Origin of the sequence: Neorhizobium sp. IRS_2294 (genome assembly GCF_050500145.1) — a bacterium.
Taxonomy (GTDB): domain Bacteria; phylum Pseudomonadota; class Alphaproteobacteria; order Rhizobiales; family Rhizobiaceae; genus Neorhizobium; species Neorhizobium soli.
Genome location: NZ_CP191439.1, coordinates 1,860,234 through 1,880,947, shown reverse-complemented (window position 1 = coordinate 1,880,947; position 20,714 = coordinate 1,860,234). Strand labels below are relative to the sequence as shown.

Annotated in this window: 20 protein-coding genes; 5 read left to right on the top strand and 15 right to left on the bottom strand. The window is 60.5% G+C overall.

Translation table 11 applies throughout. From position 1 onward, the window contains the following. Window positions 1-49: 49 nt before the first annotated feature. The 11 genes from purL to ACQY1K_RS09110 form a co-directional block, all read right to left on the bottom strand. On the bottom strand, window positions 50-2,257 hold the full coding sequence (gene purL / locus ACQY1K_RS09160; protein WP_430257143.1) for a phosphoribosylformylglycinamidine synthase subunit PurL: 2,208 nt from the start codon (window positions 2,255-2,257) through the stop codon (window positions 50-52). Between the two features lie 102 nt (window positions 2,258-2,359). Further along, window positions 2,360-2,857 (bottom strand): acyloxyacyl hydrolase, encoded by a 498-nt coding sequence (locus ACQY1K_RS09155; RefSeq protein WP_430258954.1) that lies wholly within the window; start codon window positions 2,855-2,857, stop codon window positions 2,360-2,362. Between the two features lie 170 nt (window positions 2,858-3,027). Continuing rightward, a complete protein-coding gene (locus ACQY1K_RS09150) occupies window positions 3,028-3,405 on the bottom strand; it encodes a hypothetical protein (RefSeq protein ID WP_062456663.1) in 378 nt (125 codons plus the stop codon). 71 nt (window positions 3,406-3,476) lie between these two features. After that, window positions 3,477-4,151 carry a phosphoribosylformylglycinamidine synthase subunit PurQ gene (purQ, locus tag ACQY1K_RS09145; RefSeq protein WP_430257142.1) on the bottom strand — a complete coding sequence of 225 codons (675 nt, stop codon included), beginning with the start codon at window positions 4,149-4,151 and terminating at the stop codon, window positions 3,477-3,479. Then, a complete protein-coding gene (locus ACQY1K_RS09140; RefSeq protein ID WP_430251563.1) occupies window positions 4,148-4,405 on the bottom strand; it encodes a hypothetical protein in 258 nt (85 codons plus the stop codon). The genes purQ and ACQY1K_RS09140 overlap by 4 nt, the downstream gene beginning before the upstream one ends. Before the next feature lie 17 nt (window positions 4,406-4,422). Continuing rightward, entirely contained in the window at window positions 4,423-4,665 is a 243-nt protein-coding gene (purS, locus tag ACQY1K_RS09135; protein WP_062456669.1) for a phosphoribosylformylglycinamidine synthase subunit PurS, read from the bottom strand. A gap of 15 nt (window positions 4,666-4,680) precedes the next feature. Further along, entirely contained in the window at window positions 4,681-5,445 is a 765-nt protein-coding gene (gene purC / locus ACQY1K_RS09130) for a phosphoribosylaminoimidazolesuccinocarboxamide synthase (protein WP_062456672.1), read from the bottom strand. A 236-nt stretch (window positions 5,446-5,681) separates the two neighbouring features. After that, a complete protein-coding gene (locus ACQY1K_RS09125) occupies window positions 5,682-6,236 on the bottom strand; it encodes an RBBP9/YdeN family alpha/beta hydrolase (protein WP_430257140.1) in 555 nt (184 codons plus the stop codon). A gap of 45 nt (window positions 6,237-6,281) precedes the next feature. After that, window positions 6,282-7,589 carry an adenylosuccinate lyase gene (gene purB, locus ACQY1K_RS09120; protein WP_062456678.1) on the bottom strand — a complete coding sequence of 436 codons (1,308 nt, stop codon included), beginning with the start codon at window positions 7,587-7,589 and terminating at the stop codon, window positions 6,282-6,284. Window positions 7,590-7,691: 102 nt separating this feature from the next. Further along, complete coding sequence (rpe, locus tag ACQY1K_RS09115; RefSeq protein WP_430257139.1) at window positions 7,692-8,366, bottom strand: ribulose-phosphate 3-epimerase; 675 nt, start codon at window positions 8,364-8,366, stop codon at window positions 7,692-7,694. Window positions 8,367-8,436: 70 nt separating this feature from the next. Beyond that, complete coding sequence (locus tag ACQY1K_RS09110) at window positions 8,437-9,498, bottom strand: branched-chain amino acid ABC transporter substrate-binding protein (RefSeq protein WP_430258952.1); 1,062 nt, start codon at window positions 9,496-9,498, stop codon at window positions 8,437-8,439. Between the two features lie 197 nt (window positions 9,499-9,695). Here ACQY1K_RS09110 and ACQY1K_RS09105 point away from each other — a divergent pair, with 197 nt between their 5' ends. The 4 genes from ACQY1K_RS09105 to ACQY1K_RS09090 are packed head-to-tail and all read left to right on the top strand — an operon-like array spanning window position 9,696 to window position 12,693. Beyond that, the gene (locus tag ACQY1K_RS09105; RefSeq protein WP_062456684.1) at window positions 9,696-10,025 is read left to right on the top strand and encodes an XdhC family protein; all 330 of its coding nucleotides are present in this window, start codon (window positions 9,696-9,698) and stop codon (window positions 10,023-10,025) included. After that, entirely contained in the window at window positions 10,022-10,717 is a 696-nt protein-coding gene (locus ACQY1K_RS09100; protein WP_430257138.1) for an XdhC family protein, read from the top strand. Before ACQY1K_RS09105 ends, ACQY1K_RS09100 begins: the two co-directional genes overlap by 4 nt. Window positions 10,718-10,720: 3 nt before the next feature. Next, on the top strand, window positions 10,721-12,364 hold the full coding sequence (locus ACQY1K_RS09095) for an NTP transferase domain-containing protein (protein ID WP_430257137.1): 1,644 nt from the start codon (window positions 10,721-10,723) through the stop codon (window positions 12,362-12,364). A gap of 2 nt (window positions 12,365-12,366) precedes the next feature. Further along, window positions 12,367-12,693 carry a TfoX/Sxy family protein gene (locus tag ACQY1K_RS09090; RefSeq protein WP_430257136.1) on the top strand — a complete coding sequence of 109 codons (327 nt, stop codon included), beginning with the start codon at window positions 12,367-12,369 and terminating at the stop codon, window positions 12,691-12,693. 223 nt (window positions 12,694-12,916) lie between these two features. Here the strand turns inward: ACQY1K_RS09090 and ACQY1K_RS09085 are convergent, their stop codons facing one another. From ACQY1K_RS09085 to bcp, 4 genes are all read right to left on the bottom strand, one after another. Beyond that, complete coding sequence (locus tag ACQY1K_RS09085) at window positions 12,917-13,342, bottom strand: NUDIX domain-containing protein (RefSeq protein ID WP_430258950.1); 426 nt, start codon at window positions 13,340-13,342, stop codon at window positions 12,917-12,919. Then, window positions 13,339-14,892 carry a DEAD/DEAH box helicase gene (locus tag ACQY1K_RS09080; protein WP_062456700.1) on the bottom strand — a complete coding sequence of 518 codons (1,554 nt, stop codon included), beginning with the start codon at window positions 14,890-14,892 and terminating at the stop codon, window positions 13,339-13,341. Before ACQY1K_RS09080 ends, ACQY1K_RS09085 begins: the two co-directional genes overlap by 4 nt. A gap of 228 nt (window positions 14,893-15,120) precedes the next feature. Further along, the gene (locus ACQY1K_RS09075; protein ID WP_430257135.1) at window positions 15,121-16,428 is read right to left on the bottom strand and encodes a M23 family metallopeptidase; all 1,308 of its coding nucleotides are present in this window, start codon (window positions 16,426-16,428) and stop codon (window positions 15,121-15,123) included. A 158-nt stretch (window positions 16,429-16,586) separates the two neighbouring features. Beyond that, complete coding sequence (gene bcp, locus ACQY1K_RS09070; protein WP_430257134.1) at window positions 16,587-17,054, bottom strand: thioredoxin-dependent thiol peroxidase; 468 nt, start codon at window positions 17,052-17,054, stop codon at window positions 16,587-16,589. A gap of 114 nt (window positions 17,055-17,168) precedes the next feature. Between bcp and ACQY1K_RS09065 the strand changes: the two genes are divergently transcribed. After that, window positions 17,169-20,576 carry a DUF3971 domain-containing protein gene (locus tag ACQY1K_RS09065; RefSeq protein WP_430257132.1) on the top strand — a complete coding sequence of 1,136 codons (3,408 nt, stop codon included), beginning with the start codon at window positions 17,169-17,171 and terminating at the stop codon, window positions 20,574-20,576. Window positions 20,577-20,714 lie beyond the last annotated feature (138 nt).

The following is a 20,714-nucleotide window of genomic DNA, read 5'->3' as shown; positions in this document are numbered from 1 at the left end:
TACAGATTGCTAGAGGATTTGGATCGGTTGAAGTCACCCGACCCGTGCCTCATGCCATGAACGAGGGGAACCAGCTCTCGTGAGCGATGGTGAGATCCTCGACAGTGATGTCGACGATGTCATCGATGACGACGCGTTCGCCGGCGACCATGCCGAGGCGGCGGAAGGGCACGGCTGAACCTTCGGCATTGGCCTGCAGGAAATTGGCGATGTCAGCCGGAACGGCGATCACGTAACGCGCCTGATCTTCCCCGAACAGGAGCGCATGCGCCGGTCCGCGCTGTTCCGACAGGCTGACGGTCATGCCCTTTTCCGACGCCATCGCCATTTCGACAAGTGCGAGACCGAGGCCACCGGAGGAGATGTCGTGGCAGGCGCTGACATGGCCGTTGCGGATCGCCGAGCGCACGAAGTCGCCATTGCGGCGTTCGGCGGAAAGATCGACGGTCGGTGCTGGACCTTCTGTCGAGCCGAGGATGTCGCGCAGGTAGATCGAGGAGCCGAGATGGCTACCATCGGTGCCGATCATGATCAGCACGTCGCCGTCGCCAGCGGAGCCGATCCTTGCCATCTTCTGCCAGTCGGGCAGCAGGCCGACGCCGGCGATCGTCGGGGTCGGCAGGATGGCGACGCCGTTGGTCTCGTTATAGAGCGACACGTTGCCGGAGACGATCGGGAAATCGAGGGCGAGGCACGCTTCGCCGATACCCTTGATGGCGCCGACGAGCTGGCCCATGATTTCAGGCTTTTCGGGATTGCCGAAATTGAGGTTGTCGGTGGCCGCGAGCGGCTCGGCGCCGGTTGCGACGATGTTGCGCCAGCATTCGGCCACAGCCTGCTTGCCACCTTCATACGGGTCCGCCTCGACATAACGCGGCGTGACATCAGACGAGAAGGCCAGCGCCTTGGTGGGATGGGTCTCGATGCGCACGACGCCGGCATCGCCGCCGGGGCGCTGCAGCGAATTGCCCTGGATCAGCGTGTCATACTGTTCCCAGACCCAGCGACGGCTGGACTGGTTGGCAGAGCCGACCAGCTTCAGAATGGCATCGTTGTAATCCGTCGGCGCTGCAACGTCGGCCGCGGATAGGTCGGGGCGCGGGTTGTGCTGGATCCAGGGACGGTCGTATTCCGGTGCTTCGTCGCCCAGTTCCTTGATCGGCAGGTTGGCGACTTCCTCGCCCTGATGGATGACGCGGAAACGCAGGTCATCCGTGGTCTTGCCGACGATTGCGAAATCGAGGCCCCATTTGACGAAGATCGCCTTGGCGACTTCTTCCTTCGAAGGCTCCAGCACCATGAGCATCCGCTCCTGGCTTTCCGAGAGCATCATTTCATAAGCCGTCATGCGCTCTTCGCGCACCGGGACCTGATCGAGCTGCAGTTCGATGCCGAGGCCGCCCTTGGCGCCCATTTCGACGGCCGAGCAGGTGAGGCCGGCGGCACCCATATCCTGGATGGCGATGACGGCTCCGGTCTTCATCAGCTCGAGGCAGGCTTCGAGCAGGCACTTTTCGGTAAAGGGGTCGCCGACCTGAACGGTGGGGCGCTTCTCCTCGATATCGGCGTCGAATTCGGCCGATGCCATCGTGGCGCCGCCGACACCGTCGCGACCGGTCTTCGCGCCGAGATAGACGACGGGCAGACCAACGCCCTTGGCTTCCGAGAGGAAGATGCCGTCGGACTTTGCAATACCGGCTGCGAAGGCGTTGACGAGAATGTTGCCATTGTAGCGTTCGTCGAACTCGACTTCGCCGCCGACCGTCGGCACGCCAAAGGAGTTGCCGTAACCACCGACGCCGGCAACGACGCCGGAGACGAGGTGTTTTGTCTTTGCGTGGTCAGGGGCACCGAAACGCAGGGCGTTCATGGCCGCAATCGGCCGTGCACCCATGGTGAAGACGTCGCGCAGGATGCCGCCGACGCCCGTCGCCGCACCCTGGTAGGGCTCGATATAGGACGGGTGGTTGTGGCTCTCCATCTTGAAGACGACGACATCGCCATCATCGATGTCGACCACGCCGGCGTTCTCGCCAGGGCCCTGGATGACGCGCGGGCCCTTGGTGGGCAGCGTGCGCAGCCAGCGCTTGGATGACTTGTAGGAGCAGTGCTCGTTCCACATAGCCGAGAAGATACCGAGTTCGGTATAGGTCGGCTCGCGGCCGATCAGATCCAGGATCCGCTGATATTCGTCGGGCTTAAGGCCGTGGGATGCGACGAGTTCTGGCGTGATCGGGAAGCTGTTCGGAATGGTCATGATCTTCTCTATGTTGCGGAGCGAGATATGCGCCGCTCTTTAGCCTATGTCTTGACGAGGCGCGACAAGAAAATGCCGGCGCGCCACAGGCAAAAGCCGAGATCAGAACCGGTAACCTACCGTCAGACCCGCGCGGGTCAGACCATCGTTTGGTCCGTCGCAGAGATTGGCGTGAGACGAATGGCCCGCCTGCGCCAAGAGCTGCCAGTTCCCGAGAAGTTTGACGCCTGCGGCCACATATTCGTGGAAGATTGCGCGGCAGCCAAGCTGAGGGTCGTCGCCGCTGTCCAGGCTGCCGTCATGCACCGCGCCGCCGAAGCCTGCTTCCACGAAGACATTGCGCGTGACCGGCACTGTCCACGAGAAGCCTGCATAGACCTGGCTCGTTTCGCCCGTGGTGCTGAGTTCGCCGCCGACGTGAAGACGTGGCCGCAGGACCTTCTCAACGCCCGTCGCCTGTTCACGACCGAACGGATCCATGAGGAGCATTCCCGTCAGGAAGACGCCGTTTTCCTTGCGACCGCTGTCCAAGGAGGTGAGGACTCCAAAACGCGCGTCGTCGAACAGTTGTTCGGCAGCAACGATCGGTGTCGCGACCATTGACAGGAATGCCAAGGGTGCAGCGAGGGCGATCCGCGCCGGCAGTGTCAGGGAAATCGGCGGCAAACTACTCTCCTCGAATCGGCATTATGTTGCCGTTTGAGGAGAGAGTGGTCTGCGAAACTCGTACGGAGCTTACGCTATCGACAGAAGGCTTCTGACGGTCGAGATCAGCAGTTGGTGTTGCCAGCGGCCCAGCGTTGCACATCGGCGTTGACGCGGCCCGACACAGGCTCGCTCATCAGCGGGCCGAAGGTGGAAAGCTTGGCAGGTCTGCCCTCCGCCTGCACCACGAGAAGCGGACGGATATCGGACGAGCCCTTGCGTGTCAGAAGAAAGCGTGGACGACCGGAGAAGGACGTCAGTTCCGGCGCGAACGCGTAGGACTTGAAGGCCGGGTCGCCCGACCGGAACCAGCAGCGATTGGCGCCAACGGCAACCTTTTCCATCACGTCGAGCGCCGATGCGTTGCTGACCGCTTTGACGGGTGGTTTCGACTGGCAGGACGCGAGCGCGGTCCCGAGAGCGACAAGAGAAATGGCAGTCATAGTACGGTAAGAGATCTGCATGTCGTTCCCGGAGGGTTATGGTATTGTCTGCTACGGAGACCTGAGACAGGTCAGGCAGCGATCACGTCGAGCGCCGAGGCAAAAAGGCCGCGACCGTCACTGCCGCCATGCGCGGCTTCGATCAGGTTTTCCGGGTGCGGCATCATGCCGAGAACGTTGCCGCGCGCGTTGATGACGCCAGCGATATCGCTCAACGAACCGTTGGGGTTGGTGCCCTCGGCATAGCGGAACACGACTTGGCCCTTGTCTTCCATGGAAGCGAGCGTGTCTGCGTCGACAAAGTAGTTGCCGTCATGGTGGGCGACCGGGCAGCGGATGATCTGACCCTTGCCATACGCCCGGGTAAAGTCCGTTTCGGCATTCACAACTTCGAGCTTCACGTCCTTGCACACGAACTTCAGCGACGTGTTGCGCATCAGTGCACCCGGCAGCATCCCCGCTTCGACCAGGATCTGGAAGCCGTTGCAGACGCCCATGACCTTCACACCCTGTTTGGCCTTCTGCTTGATGGCCTGCATGACCGGCATACGGGCGGCGATCGCGCCACAGCGCAGATAGTCGCCGTAGGAGAACCCGCCGGGAATGACGATCAGGTCGATATCATCAGGGATCTCGGTTTCCGTCTGCCAGATGGTGACGGGCGCCTGGCCGGAGATCTTGGTGAGGGCGGCGATCATGTCGCGGTCGCGATTGAGGCCGGGAAGCTGGACAACGGCGGACTTCATGGGTGCGGTTCAAACCTTGCCTTGGCCTCAGACAGCTCGCGCAACTCGAGGCGGTTTTCGATACGGTCGAGACGCGATTCATGCCGCGTCAAGGTCGTGTAGACGTTATGGATGTCATGCTGCACCGCGACCATCGTCCCGCGCATGGCATTCATCTCGGAGCGAAGCTCGCTCAACGAAGCATCGACTTTGTCGAACCGGGCGTTGAGCTTCTTCAGCAGTTCGTACATGAGTTCATTCGTGACGTCAGCCATCACATACTCCGCAACCGTCAGTCGATTGCGATAGTATAGTTCTCGATTACCGTGTTAGCCAGAAGCTTTTCGCACATCGACTTCAGGTCTGCTTCGGCTTTTACCTTGTCGGTGCCCTCAAGGGAAAGGTCGAACACCTTGCCCTGACGAACATGGCCGACGCCTTCAAAGCCTAAGCTTCCGAGCGCGCCTTCGATGGCCTTGCCCTGCGGGTCTAGAACGCCGTTCTTGAGCGTAACGGTCACGCGTGCCTTGATCACTAAATATCCCCCGAATTACTTGACAAGAACCGGGCCGGTCCCGCGGAGCGGCTCGTTTTCGTTGATGATGCCGAGACGGCGGGCCACCTCGGAATAGGCTTCGACCAGACCGCCGAGATCGCGGCGGAACCGGTCCTTGTCCATCTTTTCCTTCGTCTCGATATCCCAGAGACGGCAGCTGTCGGGCGAAATCTCGTCAGCCAGGATGATGCGCATCATGTCGCCTTCGAAAAGGCGGCCGCATTCGATCTTGAAATCGACGAGCTGGATGCCGACACCGAGGAAAAGGCCGGACAGGAAGTCGTTGACGCGGATGGCGAGCGCCATGACATCATCGAGCTCGGCCGGGTTTGCCCAACCGAAGGCGGTGATGTGCTCTTCGGACACCATCGGATCGGCAAGCTGATCGGACTTGTAGTAGAATTCGATGATCGAGCGGGGAAGAACGGTGCCTTCCTCGATGCCCAGACGTTCCGACAGCGAGCCGGCGGCGACGTTGCGCACGACGATCTCGAGCGGGATCATCTCCACTTCCTTGATCAGCTGCTCGCGCATGTTCAGCCGACGAATGAAATGCGTGGGAATGCCGATCTTGTTCAGGTGTGTGAAGAGATATTCCGAAATGCGGTTGTTCAGAACGCCCTTGCCGTCGATCACACCGTGCTTCTTCTTGTTGAAGGCTGTGGCATCGTCCTTGAAGAACTGGATCAGCGTGCCTGGCTCCGGGCCTTCGTAAAGGATCTTTGCCTTGCCTTCGTAAATACGGCGGCGACGGTTCATGATTGTTTTCTCGTTGTTGGCACCCGGGGCAGGCGCAATGGATCGTGTTTGTGGGGTCCATATCGGAAAAGATCGCATTTCACAATGCGGGGGCCTTCCGTCCGGTTTTCATCCCGATGAAAAAAGCTATGCCGGCTCCCTCTACCGCATAGGCCGCAGACGACTCAGTCGTGTACCGCGGCAACTTCCCAGCCTAGCAGGAAAAATGCGTCTTGATTCCGGCGTGCCCCCCGAGTTCAGGGCTTCAGTTTGCCGAGGAACTGGGCAAACACCATCGTACCCTCCGGCCAGGGACCATGCCCCGATTCCGCGTTGATATGCCCGGATTCCCCTGCATCGACCAAGACCGATCCCCAGGACGCGGCGATATCGTCGGCGTGCTCGTAGGATCCGAACGGATCGTTTCGGCTGGCCACGGTAAGCGTCGGGAACGGTAGCGGATCGCGCGGGTAGGGGCCGAAGGTCATCAGGTGTTTTGGCCTGATCTTCGGGTTCTCGACCTCGGGCGGCGCAACGAGAAACGCACCGGCGATCTTCTTCTTGAAAAGAGGGATCGCATGGATGGCGGTTGCCACGCCCAGCGAGTGGGCGACGAGCACCACCGGTCGCGTCGAGGCGTTCACCTCTTCCACGAGCCTTTGGACCCAGTCGTCCTTGACCGGTTTTGCCCATTCCACTTGCTCGACCCGGCGCGCGGTGGCGAGTTTAGACTCCCACCGCGTTTGCCAGTGGCCTGGGCCGGAATTGGTGTAACCCGGGATGATGAGGATATCGGCTTCGGATGCTTTCATGCCGCTTATCTGTGTTTGTGTGATTTCAATATCAAGTTGCTGGTATCAGGCTTCGCCAAAGACCCGGGTAAAGATCGTGTCGACATGCTTGGTGTGGTAGCCGAGGTCGAACTTCTCACGGATCTCTTCCTCGGAAAGGGCGGCCCGGACTTCCTGATCGGCCAGCAGCTCTTCGAGGAAGTCCTTGCCTTCCTCCCAGACCTTCATGGCGTTGCGCTGAACGAGGCGATACGCATCCTCGCGCGACGTGCCTGCCTGCGTAAGCGCCAGAAGGACGCGCTGGCTCATGACCAGACCCTTGAACTTGTTCATGTTCTTCAACATGTTCTCTGGGTAGATCACCAGCTTTTCGATGACGCCGGCGAGACGGTTGAGGGCGAAGTCGAGGGTGACGGTCGTATCCGGGCCGATGGCGCGTTCGACGCTCGAGTGACTGATGTCACGCTCGTGCCATAGAGCAACGTTTTCCATCGCCGGAACCACCGACATGCGCACGAGGCGAGCAAGACCGGTCAGGTTCTCTGTCAGAACAGGATTGCGCTTGTGCGGCATGGCCGACGAGCCCTTCTGGCCGGGCGAGAAGAATTCTTCCGCTTCCAGAACTTCCGTGCGCTGCATGTGGCGAATTTCGATCGCGACGTTTTCGATCGACGAGGCGATGACGCCGAGGACCGCGAAATACATCGCATGACGGTCGCGCGGGATGACCTGCGTGGAAACCGGTTCTGCCTTCAGGCCGAGCGCTGCTGCGACATGCTCCTCGACGCGGGGATCGATGTTGGCAAACGTGCCGACGGCGCCAGAGATTGCGCAGGTGGCAACTTCTTCGCGGGCTTCGAGCAGACGGGTCTTGTTGCGGTACATTTCCGCATAAAAGCGCGCAAAGGTGAGGCCCATCGTGGTCGGCTCGGCATGGATGCCGTGGCTGCGGCCGATACGGACCGTATCCTTGTGCTCGAAGGCACGGGTCTTGAGGGCTTCAAGAACACGATCAATGCCGGCGATCAGGATGTCGGTCGCCCGCACGAGCTGGATGTTGAAGCAGGTGTCGAGGACGTCCGAGGATGTCATGCCCTGGTGGATGAACCGGCTGTCGGGGCCGACGAATTCCGCGAGGTGGGTGAGGAAGGCGATGACGTCATGCTTGGTGACGGCTTCGATCTCGTCGATGCGCGCGACATCGAACGTTGCGCTGCCGCCCTTTTCCCAGATTGTCTCAGCCGCCGACTTCGGGATCACGCCGATCGCGGCAAGCGCGTCGCAGGCATGCGCCTCGATTTCGAACCAGATGCGGAACTTCGTCTCTGGCGACCAGATGGCGACCATCTCGGGCCGGGAATAGCGAGGGATCATGAGCGTGCGGCTTTCCTGTCAAGTGTTGCCCAGCCTGTAGCAACAAGCGGGCCAAAGCTCAATAACTTCGGGTTTGTTTGCAGGAAAGAGGGCGCCGGATGGTTAGCGCGCGCCGCTTGCCGCTGTTCTCAGTGCTTCGATATTGGTGCGATAGGCGTCGATGCCGTCACCCTTGTAGATGGCGGAGCCAGCAACGAAGACGTTGGCGCCTGCAGCGCTCGCAGCGCCGATCGTGTCTGCGGTGATGCCGCCGTCGACTTCGATCTCGATCGGGCGGTCACCGATCAGGGACTTCGTCGCGCGAATCTTGTCGAGCATGGCGGGGACGAATTTCTGGCCGCCGAAGCCTGGGTTGACGCTCATGATCAGGATCAGATCGACGTCATCGAGCACGTTTTCGAGCGACGACAGCGACGTTGCCGGGTTGAGCGTCACGCCGACCTTCTTGCCGAGGCTGCGGATCGTTTGCAAAGAGCGATGCAGATGAGGACCCGATTCGGCGTGGACGGTAATGCCGTCACAGCCGGCCTTGGCGAAGGCTTCGAGATAGGGGTCGGCCGGCGCGATCATCAGGTGGCAGTCGAAAAACGCATCGGTATGCGATCGCAGCGACTTGATGACATCTGGTCCGAACGAAATGTTCGGGACGAAATGACCATCCATGACGTCAAGATGCACCCAGTCGGCGCCGGCCTGCACAACGTCGATGACTTCCTGGCCAAGCTTGGAGAAATCGGCGGCAAGAATGGACGGGGCGATGCGGATCGGCAGGGTCATGGGATGGGTCTCCGGTTTGAGGGAGGCTTTATCATCCCGTGGCGACAGGAACAATCGCCTGGCCAGACCATCAGTAGGTGGCGGGCCCGATCTCCACAAAGTCCGTACCTTGCCACTCCACCAGACGGAACGGGTTCTGCTTCAATTCGTGGTCCGGGCCGAAGGCGACAGGACCTATCGCGGTCGTGAAGGAGCCTGCCGCAAGAGTGTCGGTCAGGGAACGACCATTGGACGTCTCGGTCACCGCCCGGTGAACAAGTTCCGTTGCCGCATAAGCGGGCAGAACGTAGCCTTCCGGCTCGACATTGCCTGCGCGAAGTTGCGTGACGGCGGTGGAAGCTTCAGGCGCAACTGCGTAATCCGGAAGGGCTGCCGCGAGCACGCCGTTGGCAAGGCCAACAGGACGGTTTGCGGCACGGAGCGCATCTCCGCCCATGACTGTCAGGGAAATGCGTTCGGCTGCAGCGTCGCGAACGATGATGGCGGTATCGTTGCGGTCGCCACCGATAAAGACATGAGTCGCGCCGGCCTTTGCCAGGCGGCGGACGAGAGCGATCTGTTGCTCCTGGCCTGGCCTGAACACGTCGGTGAACGCGGGGCGGATGCCTGACGGTTCCAGCTTCTGGCGAACGGCGCTTGAGAGCTCGCGGCCATAGATCGTGCCGTCGTCGATGAATGCGATCGGCTCGGCCTTCCAGCGGGATAGGATGGCAGATGCAACAGCATCCGCTTCGGCGGTTTCGGTTGGTGCCAGACGGAAAAACGGCCAGTCGTTGCGAAGTGCATCCTCCATCAGGATCTTCGACCGCACCGAGACCGAAACGGCTGGAATAGCGGCGGCCTTCAAGGCGGGCAGCGCCGTCGTCAGCGTTTCCACGCAGAGGAAGCCGATGGCCGCGCTGGCCTTTGCATCCGTCAGAGACTTCGATACCGCGAGCCCGCCATTCTCGTCACAGCTCTCGTCCAGCTCCACCAGCGTATCGCCATTGGCCTCGGCGGCCGCACGGGCGCCTTGGTAGATCTGGGCTCCGAGGAGGGCGTATGGACCCGATTTCGGTGCGACCACGCCGATGATCGCAGCCGATGCAGACGGAGCAGCGAGGAATGAGGCAAACAGGCCGGCTGATATCAAAGTGCGAATGTCCATGCCTTCCCTTAACTCATTGCGGCTTGCGTTCCAGCACATTTAGCTTTCCCATCCGACCGGTCAAAGAGAATCGCGTCACGACGATAAAAACTGCGCGCAGACGTGGAAAAGCGCGGGTGAGGCTTCCATATCGTCACGACGCGCCGATGCGTGTTTCGAAAATTGCCGTCTGAAAGGCACCGATGACCGTCACATCCAGTCTTGATCCACTCGTCACCGCCCAGAATTGGGCCGAAAGCGGCCGCGACGTGGCGATCGCAACCGTCGTCGAGACCTGGGGATCTGCACCACGTCCGATCGGAAGCCATCTCGCGATCGATGGCGAGGGAAATTTCGTCGGCTCCGTTTCGGGTGGCTGCGTCGAGGGTGCGGTGATTACCGAGGCGATCGAGGTGATTTCGTCAGGCACGCCGAAGATGCTGGAATTCGGCGTCGCCGATGAGACGGCGTGGCAGGTCGGGCTTTCCTGCGGCGGCAAGATCCGCGTCTATGTGGAAAGGCTCGGCCGATGAAGTTCGATGATCTGGCGCGTCTCAACGGCGCCCGGCAGGAAAGACGGGCCTCAGCGACAATAACCGACCTTGCGTCGGGCGAAATTTCTCTTGTTTCCGAGGAAACGGTTCCGGAGGGTCCGCTTGGTGCCGCCATCGCGGACGCGATGCGCAGCGGCAAGGCCACGAGCGTCGAAATCGACAATCGCATTCTGTTTATCAATGTCTATCTGCCGCCGCCAAGGATCGTCGTGATTGGCGCGGTTCATATCAGCCAGGCGCTCGCCCGTCTGGCACCGGTGGCGGGCTACGACCTCACGATCATCGATCCGCGGACGGCCTTTGCCACCGAAGAACGGTTCGGTGATGTCGATGTCATCGCGGAGTGGCCCGAAGACGTGCTGAGAGAGCGACCGTTCGATAGCTATACGGCTGTCGCGGCCCTGACGCATGATCCGAAGATCGATGATTTTTCCTTGTCGCAGGCGCTGAAGGCGGGCTGTTTTTACGTCGGGGCGCTCGGTAGCCGCAAAACTCATGCGAAGCGCGCTGATCGACTGAGGGATATGGGACATTCCGTGGAAGAGATTGCCCGGATTTCAGCGCCGATCGGTCTCGACATCGGTGCTGCGAACCCGGCCGAGATTGCGCTTGCCACACTTGCCGACATCGTCAGGTCGTTGCGACGGCGCGACCTCCTTACGCAGGGTTAGGGAATGAAATACGCCAGCTTCCCGTTGCGTGAGGCCGAAAACATAGTGCTTGCCCATTCAATCCGGTTTGAAGGTCAGCGCGGACGACTGCACAAGGGTCACCGGCTAGCGCCTGATGACATCGAGCGTCTTCGCGAAGAGGGTATCGCTTCCGTCATAGGCGTGCGGCTAGATGCAGGAGACGTTCTTGAAGACAAAGCGGCGGGAATGCTGGCCGCCGCAATCGCACCTGATCACCTCACGTTTTCGGAGCCAGCAACGGGACGTGTCAACGTTTATGCGGCAACGGCCGGTCTGTTCGTCGCCAACACGCACGTCGTCAACGCGCTCAACGGCGTGGACCCGTCGATCACGCTTGCCTGTCTCAAGGATCGCGTATCGGTCAAGGCAGGCGACATGGTCGCAACGTTCAAGATCATTCCGCTCGCTGTCGATGGCGATTGTCTCGGGAAGGCTGTGGCGCTGCTTGGGGCTTCTACACCGTTTGAGGTCAAACCGTTCGAGGCTCATGTTGTCACGTTGATTGCAACGGAGCTTCCGACGCTGAAGACGTCGGTGATGGACCGAACGGCGAAGCTCATCGAGCAGCGGCTTGCACTTTCGGGCAGCACACTGGTGCGCGAAATCCGTATTCCGCATACGCATGACGCCCTGACCGGCGCACTGCAGGCGCTTGATCTCGGGAACTGTCGCGAGCCTTCGCTGGTGATCGTGTTTGGTGCGTCCGCCGTTGCCGATGAAGAGGACGTCATTCCGGCTGCGATCCGAGCCGCTGGCGGTGAGGTGATCCGCGTCGGCATGCCGGTCGATCCCGGCAATCTTCTTGTTTACGGCCATATTGGTGGTGTCACGGTACTGGGAGCCCCCGGTTGTGCACGGTCTCCGAAGGAAAACGGTTTTGACTGGATGCTCCACCGGCTGCTTGCCGGTGAAAGACCGACATCGGACGATATTGCCGCACTGGGTGTGGGAGGACTTTTGATGGAGATCCCGACAAGGCCTGCGCCGCGGGACCGCAGCGAGAGCAAGGACGATGTCTCGCTTTCGGTTGCGGCTGTCCTGTTGGCCGCCGGTCAGGCCAGGCGCATGGGCGAAAGTGGCCTTCACAAGCTGCTTGCTGAGTTTGACGGTGTGCCGCTCGTGCGCCGCTCCGCCGAGATGCTGTTGGCCTCGAAGGCCACACCCGTGGTCGTTGTCACCGGTCACCGGCAGCAGGATATTGCGGCCGAGCTTTCATCGCTCGACGTCCGTCTCCAAGACAACCCCTCCCATGAAGCGGGGATGGCGAGCTCTCTGATTGCCGGATTCACGCGGCCGGATGTCGCGGCAGCAGATGGCGTCCTCGTCATGCTGGCAGATATGCCGGGCGTGACCGTCAGCCATATCGATGCCTTGCTCGGTGCCTTTGGTGACGCCGGTGGCGAGGCGATCGTGCGCGCAGTCTCCAACGGCAAGCGCGGCAATCCGGTTGTTCTGCCGCGCGCCACCTATGATGCTGTACGGAACCTGCAGGGCGATGTCGGCGCAAGGGCGATTATCGAAACCTCCGGTCTTCCGGTGATCGATGTCGATATCGGTCCGGCAGCCCATCTTGATGTGGATACGCCCGAAGCCGTCATTGCTGCAGGTGGCGTTCTGAGGACGTGACAATGGATACTATCGCGATCGAAGAGATGTTCGAAGGGCTCGGGCCCGTCAGCATCCGTCGGATGTTCGGCGGCAAGGGCATCTACCATCAGGGCCTCATCGTCGCGATCGAGCTGCGCGACGAACTGATGCTGAAAGCCGATGCCGTGAGCGCGCCTGAGTTCGCTTCTGCAGGCGCGCGGCAGTGGAGCTACGAAGGCAAGAAGGGCAAGTCCGTGATGATGCCTTACTGGACGGTACCGGAAGATGCGTTTGAGGACCCAGACCTCATGTCAAAGTGGACAAGACTGGCCTACGAGGCCGCAATCCGGAGTGAAATTGACAAGTAACCTATATTTTTGGCACTGCGAGATTTCGCGTATTGAATAGGCAATAGGTTTCGCGCTAAAATAGGCATCGTAATGGGGGATGCAGGCTTACCGAGCAGTCGGTGCGTTTCCATCTGACGTAAAATACAACGCTATTTCATCACGGGCAGCCGTTCCGGGAAACCGGGACGGCTTTTTGCGTTGCTGTTTTATCAACGTCCGCCGCGGGCTGGAAGTTGTGTGTTCAGATTTTGGAAAGATGTTCAAATGCGCGGATCGAGAAGGCCGAGAGTGGCATTGGCGGATCGGCAGGGTCAAACCATCCCAGATCCGAAAGCTTGTCCGGTTCGGTCAAGCGTGGCTCGCCGGAGAAATCGCGTGTGACGTAGATCATGGAGATCCAGTGTTGTGCGTCTTCCGGGAGGATCTGTTCAGTCGTGCAGAGAAACTCAACTTTGCCGATCGACAGGCCGGTTTCTTCCTCGGCCTCACGACGTGCCGCATCCGCGGACGGCTCCATCTTATCGACCTTGCCGCCGACGATGTTCCAGTAACCGGCTTCCGGCGCCTTCAGGCGACGGCAGAGGAGAACCCTCCCATCATCCCGCAAAATGACCAACCCGGCGCCGACGCCGGGAAAGTCTATGCCGGGTCTCAAGGACAAATTCAGACCTTGGCGTTGGCGACGATCAGCATGAATGCCGGAATGTCGTCGCCGAAACCAACTGGTGTCGGGCCGTCATCGTGGTCGCGGTAGTGACGGCGACGCTCGCGGTTGTCGTCATTGGCAGGATTCGGAGCAGGGGCCGGGCGAGGAGCGCGTTGTGCGCCATTGTTCTGCGGCTTCCTGTCGGCGCTACGTTCGCGCTTTACGTCTTCTACCCTGGCTTCAATCATATTTTCCGTCTGGCTCCGATCATCCTGGCTCGTCGGTTCTGCAATCTTGACCGGAGCTTCTACGCTCCTGGTCTGCTCGGCGCGCTTGCCGCGACCGCGATCCTTGTCGCGCTCGCCACGCTTGCCGCCACGATCGCGACCCTGGCCGCGTTCCTGACCCTTGTCGCTGCTTTCCATCGGTGCCGGCAGGGCAGCGATGTCACCGTTCAGCCATTCGATCTTTTGAGTGATCAGCTTTTCGATCGCATCGAGATACTTAGCATCGGATTTTGTCACAAGCGTGAATGCACGACCGGACCGTCCTGCACGGCCGGTACGGCCGATGCGGTGGACATAGTCTTCCGCATGGATTGGAACGTCGAAGTTGAAGACGTGGCTGACGTCGGGAATATCGAGACCGCGCGCTGCGACGTCGGAGGCGACCAGTAGCGTGATCTGGTTGTCCTTGAAGCCTGCCAGCATGTTGGTACGCGAGCGCTGATCCATGTCGCCATGGAGCGCGCCGACCGAGAAGCCGTGGCGCTCGAGCGAGCGGAACAGGTCGGCGACATCCTTCTTGCGGTTGCAGAAGATGATCGCGTTCTTCAGGTCGTCCTGCGCGCGGATCAGGTCGCGAAGGGTTGCCCGCTTCTCGTAATCCTTGTTGTGAGCGGCGACCAGGCGCTGCGTCACCGTCGTTGCTGTCGAAGAAGGCTTTGCCACCTCGATGCGTTCCGGGTTCTGCAGGAAGCGGTCGGCCAGCTTCTGGATTTCCGGCGGCATGGTTGCCGAGAAAAACAGCGTCTGACGCGTGAACGGGATCATCTTGGCGATCTTTTCGATATCCGGGATGAAGCCCATGTCCAGCATGCGGTCGGCTTCGTCGATCACCAGGATCTCGACGCCGGTCATCAGCAACTTGCCGCGCTCGCAGTGGTCGAGCAGGCGGCCTGGCGTGCAGATCAGCACATCGGCGCCGCGCTCAAGCTTGCGATCCTGTTCGTCGAACGACACGCCGCCGATCAGGAGAGCGACGTTCAGCTTGTGATTCTTGCCGTATTTTTCGAAGTTCTCGGCGACCTGTGCCGCGAGTTCGCGGGTCGGCTCGAGGATCAGCGTCCGTGGCATGCGGGCGCGGGCACGGCCTTTTTCCAGAAGTGTCAGCATCGGCAGCACGAAGGATGCCGTCTTGCCTGTTCCCGTCTGCGCGATGCCGCAAATATCGCGGCGCTGCAGGGCAAAGGGGATGGCACCAGCCTGGATCGGTGTCGGGATGGTGTAGCCCGAGTCGGTGACTGCAGAGAGTACTTTCTGGCTAAGGCCAAGATCAGCGAATGTGGTCAAAGGGAAATCTGTTTCCGTTGCAATTCGGGGAAGTGATCCGGTGCCGACGGTAACTGGCGTACGACAACTGGCCCGCGACATAGGACCAAAATGCCGGAAAGTCAAGAAATCCCGGAATATTGCTGCCGGATGTGGTGAATAGAGGCGGCAAGGCTTCCAATGTGTTGTCGAACGCGCTCAGTTTCGCAACGCATGACCCATTCCGGACCTCTCGCGCATCTTTGCGGCCTAATTGAGATAATTGTAGAGCTTCATACCGGCGTTCAGGAAATGCACGGGGTCGACCGGCGAACCGTCGCGTCGCACTTCGTAATGAACATGCGGTCCCGTGGACCGTCCGGTGGAGCCTGCACGTCCGATCACCTCGCCGGGAGCCACAGTCTCTCCGGCTCTGACAAGGATGCGCGACATGTGGCCATAGCGCGTGGTTATGCCTTGGCCATGATCGATCTCGACCAGATTGCCATAGCCTGCTGAGGGACCGGCGACAACGACTTTGCCAGCGCCCGTACTTTTCACGTCGTCACCGGTCTCGGCTTGAAAATCGATGCCTGCATGCAGCGCGAGGCGTCCGACAAACGGGTCCATCCGGTTACCAAACCGGCTGGTGACGGAACGGCCGGGGGCCGGGTTTCCGAACGGCAGCTCGCGCGCCACGTCGCGGACGCTTTCGAGCCGGTTAAGCGCGGAATCGAGATCATCGAGCGATGTGTCGAACGTGTCCGAGAACAGCTGAGGCTGGACGTAGGGCCCACCAATACCCGGGTCCGGTTCGGTCGGAGGAGCGGCCGCGACCTGCACGCCCGTACGCCGGAGGATGGACGTGATGGCGTCTGCCGTCTGCGATGCGCCAGTGGTAAGATCGGCGATCTTGACGATCTGGCGCTTCTCGATGTCCTTCAAGGACAGAGTCACCTTGGAAAAGATGCGGTCGGCTCGATCCGCGAGATTTTCGCGAAGCGGGGTGTAGGCCAATGGATTGGCGACGCCGAGATCCGCCGGAGCGGAATGGTTCGACAACAGGCCTTCGATCGCGTCCAGTCCATGACTGACGGATGCCTGCTTGTCCTTGCCTTCTGCCTGATAGGCTGAAGCTGGTGACGACGAGGTGCCGGCGGACGGGACGATGCCCGATTCTTCCGCGCGGTCTAGAAGCGAACCAAGCTTGCCGTGCCGCGAAAAGAGGGCGTTTTGCTGTTCAAGCAGTTTCTCGACCTTTTGCTCCACGACCTGCTGATCGAGCAACTGGCGGGATGTGATGCGGTCGAGCTGGGCGCGCAGGGCAGAGATCCGGTCTTCGTAATCATGCTGCATGCGCGCCTGGCGCGCCATCGTTGCGCCGATCAGATCGTCGCGGATCACGAGATAGCTGGTGGCGCCGAGATATCCGATCGCCAACGCGCCGACGACGCAGACGGAGACTGCCGCCATCCAGGGGCGGATCGTCATGTGGCGGATCTTTTCGCCGCTTGCGAGAATGAGAACGTGCTCGGGAGCACGATTTCCAAAAACGCGGCTTTGAGTTCCGTTTGCCACCTTCTGCTCCTGAAGATGCGCATGAGACGAGTCGTGCGCGGTGATCCTTCCTCCGCACTAGACCGCTTTATAGTTAACAAACCGTTGTTTTTCGTGCCGCAGAGCAGGAGGCGTGACACCGCAATTTCGCATCAACATGCGACAGGGAGGTGTCTGGCTTACAGGGCCTGTACGGCTTTCAGCACCTCTTCGGCGTGACCGGCAACCTTTACCTTCGGCCAGACATTTGCGATCCGGCCATGGGCATCGATCAGGAACGTCGTGCGGTCAATTCCCATGTAATTGCGCCCGTACATGCTCTTTTCCTTCCAGACGCCGTAGAGGTTTGCGACGGCGGTATCCTCGTCCGATCCGAGGATCACTGCGAGCGCATGTTTCTCGACGAACTTGTCGTGCTTCTTCACCGTGTCCGGGGACACGCCGATGACGGCGGCGCCGGCTTTCTCGAACTCGGGGAGGAGGGCCGTGAACGCCAGCGCTTCGGTGGTGCAGCCGCTGGTATCGTCCTTTGGATAGAAGTAGAGAACGACCGGCTTGCCGGCGAACGTCTGCAGCGAGACGGTACCACCGCCGTCGCGGGGAATATCGAACTGTGGGGCGATGTCGCCAATGGCCAATTCAGACATGAATTTCCTTTCTTTCGCCGGGATCTTGAGCAATTGTCGGCCCATCGGTAGTCTATTGGTGCCCGTTGCGTCTAGTCAGGCTGCAGCGGGTCTTGAGAAGGTAATGTCAGCCTGATGGCGGAAATTCGCGGCGAAAAGGTCAGCTTCAACCGCAAGGATATGGTTCCGCTGCACGAACTTCCCTCTGCACAGGCGGAAGATCCCATTATCGTACACTGCCCACCGCGCCGATCGCGCATGCGCCGCGTGGGCAAGACCTTTTTGCTGTTTACGATGCTGATTCTGGCTGCCGCCGGAACTGCGATTGTCGCCATCGAGAGCGGCGTCGTCGACGGCGCACTGACGGCGCGGGCACAGTCGGCCCTCAACAACGCGATCGGGCCCCGTTATGTCGCTTCGGTCGGTTCGACGGCGATCCGGTTTGATTCGGTGATGCGGATCGCGATCGAGGCGCGCGACGTGGATATCGTCGAGCAAGCGAGCGGTCAGCGGCTGAGCCGTGCCGAAGCGCTGCGGATGGCGATCGATCCGATGAAGCTTCTCGGTGGTCGCGTTTCCATCAACAACATTTCCGCGCAAGGCATTCGGCTGGAGACGGCGCAGTTGCCAGCAGGCGATCCTATGGCGCTGTCTCAGGTTCGCGTCGATGCGATGCCGAAGCTGCTCGAGCAGGCGTTCCAGCGCCTTGATGAAGTGCGCGGCCTGATCGAGCGTACCGGCACCGCATTCGTTAGGATTGCCGGCATCGAAATCGTGCTGCCGTCTGCCCCTGGCCAGAAGCCGCTGATGTTCGTCGTCAACGAGCTCAATATGCAGCGCAACATCGAGGGCGAGATCGATATCAGGGGGATCGTCAGCCTTAACGACCGCCAGGCAACGCTGGTGGCAGGATCCCAGACTATCGAAGGCGTGACGACCGGACTTTCCGCAAAGCTCATGGGGCTGGACGTGACGTCTTTCCTGTTGCATCGCGATGCAGCCGGGATGCCGCGCGAAGGGCTGGACAGTGCCGTCGATCTTGAACTTGCTGCGACCCGTTCGCGCGAGACCACTGTTCCGGTCATCACCGCAAAGCTCAAGCAGTCGCCAGGAAGGTTCTATTTCGACAGTATCGAGCAACCCTTCAGCGGCGCGGATATCGATGTCGCCTATGATTTCACCAAGGACGCGATCGAAATCCAGAGATCGGAAGCGCGTTTTGGCCCGACTGTCCTTCCGTTCACCGGCGCGGTCGTCGATCTCAACAGGGTCGATCCGGCAGACCACCGGCCGGGGTTCGGTCTCGATCTCCTTGTCAGCGGCGGAACAGCAGCCGGCGCGTCGAACGCCGAAGAACCGGCACAGTTCGATCTGAAAGCCGTCGGACGCTATCTCTCGGCCGATCGCGAGTTGCAGTTCGACGAGATGGCGATGTCCAGTCCGCTTGGGCGGATGGCCGCTGCACTGAAAGTGCGCTTCGGCACGCAATCTCCGGAAATCAGCTTCGGCGGTCAGTTGCCACAGATGCAGGTGACTGCAATCAAGCAGCTCTGGCCGTTCTGGATGGCCCGCAAGGCACGCGACTGGGTGATGGGAAACATGTTCGGGGGAACGCTGAGCAACGGCTCCATCGCCGTCTTCATTCCGGCAGGACGGATGAAGGGACCGGGCGTTCCGCTCGATCTCAACCGCAACGAACTGCAGATCAGTTTCGACCTTGCCGACGGGCGCGTCAACCTGCCCGCCGACATCCCGCCGCTTCGCGACATCTACGGCCGTTTCGACCTGAAGGGTGAAGCGATGCAGGTCGACATCACGCAAGCGGGTTCGTTTTTTCCGTCGGGGCGCGCGGTCAAGGTTGAGGGAGGGCGTTTCTCGATCCCATCGACCTACGCGAAGCCGCTGATGGCCGATATCGCGCTGAAACTGAGCGGGCCGGCGGATGCCATCGCGGAACTCACGAGTTTCAAGCCCATCAACGGTCTAAAAAACACAGAGTTCAAGCCATCGGATTTTTCCGGCACTGCCAAGGTGGATGTGAAGGCGCAGTTTGGTCTGGTCAATGACCAGAACCCGCCGAAGCCGGTCTGGAATGCGCATGCGGATCTGCGCGACGTTGCGCTGGCGACGCCGGTGTCCGGTCGCAAGATTTCCAATATCGACGGCACGCTCGATATCGATCCGCAGGCCGCCAGACTGAGCGCGAAGGCTGCGATCGACGAGGTGCCGGCAGACGTCACCCTCGTGCAGCCGATCGACAGCGCGTCGACTGTCAAGCGTGAACAGGTCATCAAGGCAGTTCTCAGCGACAGCCAGAGGGACAAACTGGTGCCCGGTCTCTCGGAGATCGTCCAGGGCACGATCAGCGTGGAACTGACCAGGCTCGATGATACCAGGCAAGGCGTCAGCCTCGATCTGACGCGCTCTGCGCTCTCGATCCCGGGCATCGGCTGGACGAAGGGCAACGGCGTCGGTGCCAAGGCGCAGTTCGAGATTGCCGGGGAGGGCCTCCAGCGGACAGAGCTCAAGAACTTCGAACTGGTGGGCGACGGGTTTGGCGCGCAGGGCAATATCGTCCTCACCAATGGTAGCCTCTCGTCGGCGGAGTTTTCGAGCGCCCGCCTGTCGCCGTCCGATAATTTCAGCGTTGCGGTGAAGCAGTCGAAGGGTGTCTTCGATGTGTCGATCGGCGGATCCTCTGCCGATATAAGGCCTATCATCACCAAACTTCGCTCGGCTACGCCTAGTGCAAGTGGGTCGGGTTCCTCTGCCAAAAGCAGCGGTGGCGCGACGATCCGTGCCAAGCTCGATCGCATGGTCGGCTTCAACGACGAGGCCCTGTCGAACGTCAATCTGTTGTTTGCGATACGCGATGGCGACATTGCCTCGGCCGACCTTTCCGCCGTAACGGAAAGCGGGCAGGCGGTTGTCAGCGACATAACGAAGGGCAACACGATCTCGATGACCAGCGGCGATGCCGGCGCCGTCGTGCGGTTTGCCAATATCTACAACAACATGCGGGGCGGTCTTCTCAATTTGCGGCTGCGATCGCAAGGGTCCGACTGGGCCGGCAATGTCGACATCCGAAGCTTCGCTTTGGTGGACGAGCAGCGCCTGCAATCGCTGGTGTCGACCCCTGTGGGCCGGGATGGGGAAAGCCTCAGCAAGGCGGTCAAGAAGGAAATCGATCTCAACGCCGCGCGCTTCCAGCGCGGTTTTGCCTCGCTCGTTTACCGGAACGGTGCGCTCTCTGTTGCCAACGGCATCGTTCGTGGCGAGCAGATCGGCGCGACATTCCAGGGCATGCTGCGCGACGCCCGCGGCAGCATGGACATGACCGGCACCTTCATGCCGGCCTATGGAATCAACCGGCTTTTCGGCGAGCTTCCGCTGATCGGTGCCATTCTCGGCAACGGACGAGACCGCGGACTGATCGGCATCACGTTCAAGCTCGAAGGTGTGTTCGACAAGCCCAAGCTGACGATCAATCCGCTGTCGATCATCGCGCCCGGTGTGTTCCGACAGATCTTCGAGTTCCAATAAAAAAAAGGCCCCGCGAACGAGGCCTCTAACTTAAATCTATAATACTTTCTTTCGGAAGGAACGTTCGCAAAACTCCGACTTTTGTGAGTGAGTTTTGGGATAGATATCACCCTGAATAAAAGGCGGTTTCGAATTTCT

Excerpts from the sequence above, each read along its gene's own strand:
- purQ (WP_430257142.1), bottom strand. The coding sequence starts at position 4,151 with ATGAAGTCCGCCGTTGTCCAGCTTCCCGGCCTCAATCGCGACCGCGAC.
- bcp (WP_430257134.1), bottom strand. The coding sequence starts at position 17,054 with ATGTCTGAATTGGCCATTGGCGACATCGCCCCACAGTTCGATATTCCC.
- ACQY1K_RS09100 (WP_430257138.1), top strand. The coding sequence starts at position 10,022 with ATGAAGTTCGATGATCTGGCGCGTCTCAACGGCGCCCGGCAGGAAAGA.
- ACQY1K_RS09140 (WP_430251563.1), bottom strand. The coding sequence starts at position 4,405 with ATGGCTGACGTCACGAATGAACTCATGTACGAACTGCTGAAGAAGCTC.
- ACQY1K_RS09090 (WP_430257136.1), top strand. The coding sequence starts at position 12,367 with ATGGATACTATCGCGATCGAAGAGATGTTCGAAGGGCTCGGGCCCGTC.
- ACQY1K_RS09105 (WP_062456684.1), top strand. The coding sequence starts at position 9,696 with ATGACCGTCACATCCAGTCTTGATCCACTCGTCACCGCCCAGAATTGG.
- ACQY1K_RS09095 (WP_430257137.1), top strand. The coding sequence starts at position 10,721 with ATGAAATACGCCAGCTTCCCGTTGCGTGAGGCCGAAAACATAGTGCTT.
- purL (WP_430257143.1), bottom strand. The coding sequence starts at position 2,257 with ATGACCATTCCGAACAGCTTCCCGATCACGCCAGAACTCGTCGCATCC.
- ACQY1K_RS09150 (WP_062456663.1), bottom strand. The coding sequence starts at position 3,405 with ATGACTGCCATTTCTCTTGTCGCTCTCGGGACCGCGCTCGCGTCCTGC.
- ACQY1K_RS09065 (WP_430257132.1), top strand. The coding sequence starts at position 17,169 with ATGGCGGAAATTCGCGGCGAAAAGGTCAGCTTCAACCGCAAGGATATG.
- rpe (WP_430257139.1), bottom strand. The coding sequence starts at position 8,366 with ATGACCCTGCCGATCCGCATCGCCCCGTCCATTCTTGCCGCCGATTTC.
- ACQY1K_RS09125 (WP_430257140.1), bottom strand. The coding sequence starts at position 6,236 with ATGAAAGCATCCGAAGCCGATATCCTCATCATCCCGGGTTACACCAAT.
- purC (WP_062456672.1), bottom strand. The coding sequence starts at position 5,445 with ATGAACCGTCGCCGCCGTATTTACGAAGGCAAGGCAAAGATCCTTTAC.
- ACQY1K_RS09155 (WP_430258954.1), bottom strand. The coding sequence starts at position 2,857 with ATGGTCGCGACACCGATCGTTGCTGCCGAACAACTGTTCGACGACGCG.
- purB (WP_062456678.1), bottom strand. The coding sequence starts at position 7,589 with ATGATCCCTCGCTATTCCCGGCCCGAGATGGTCGCCATCTGGTCGCCA.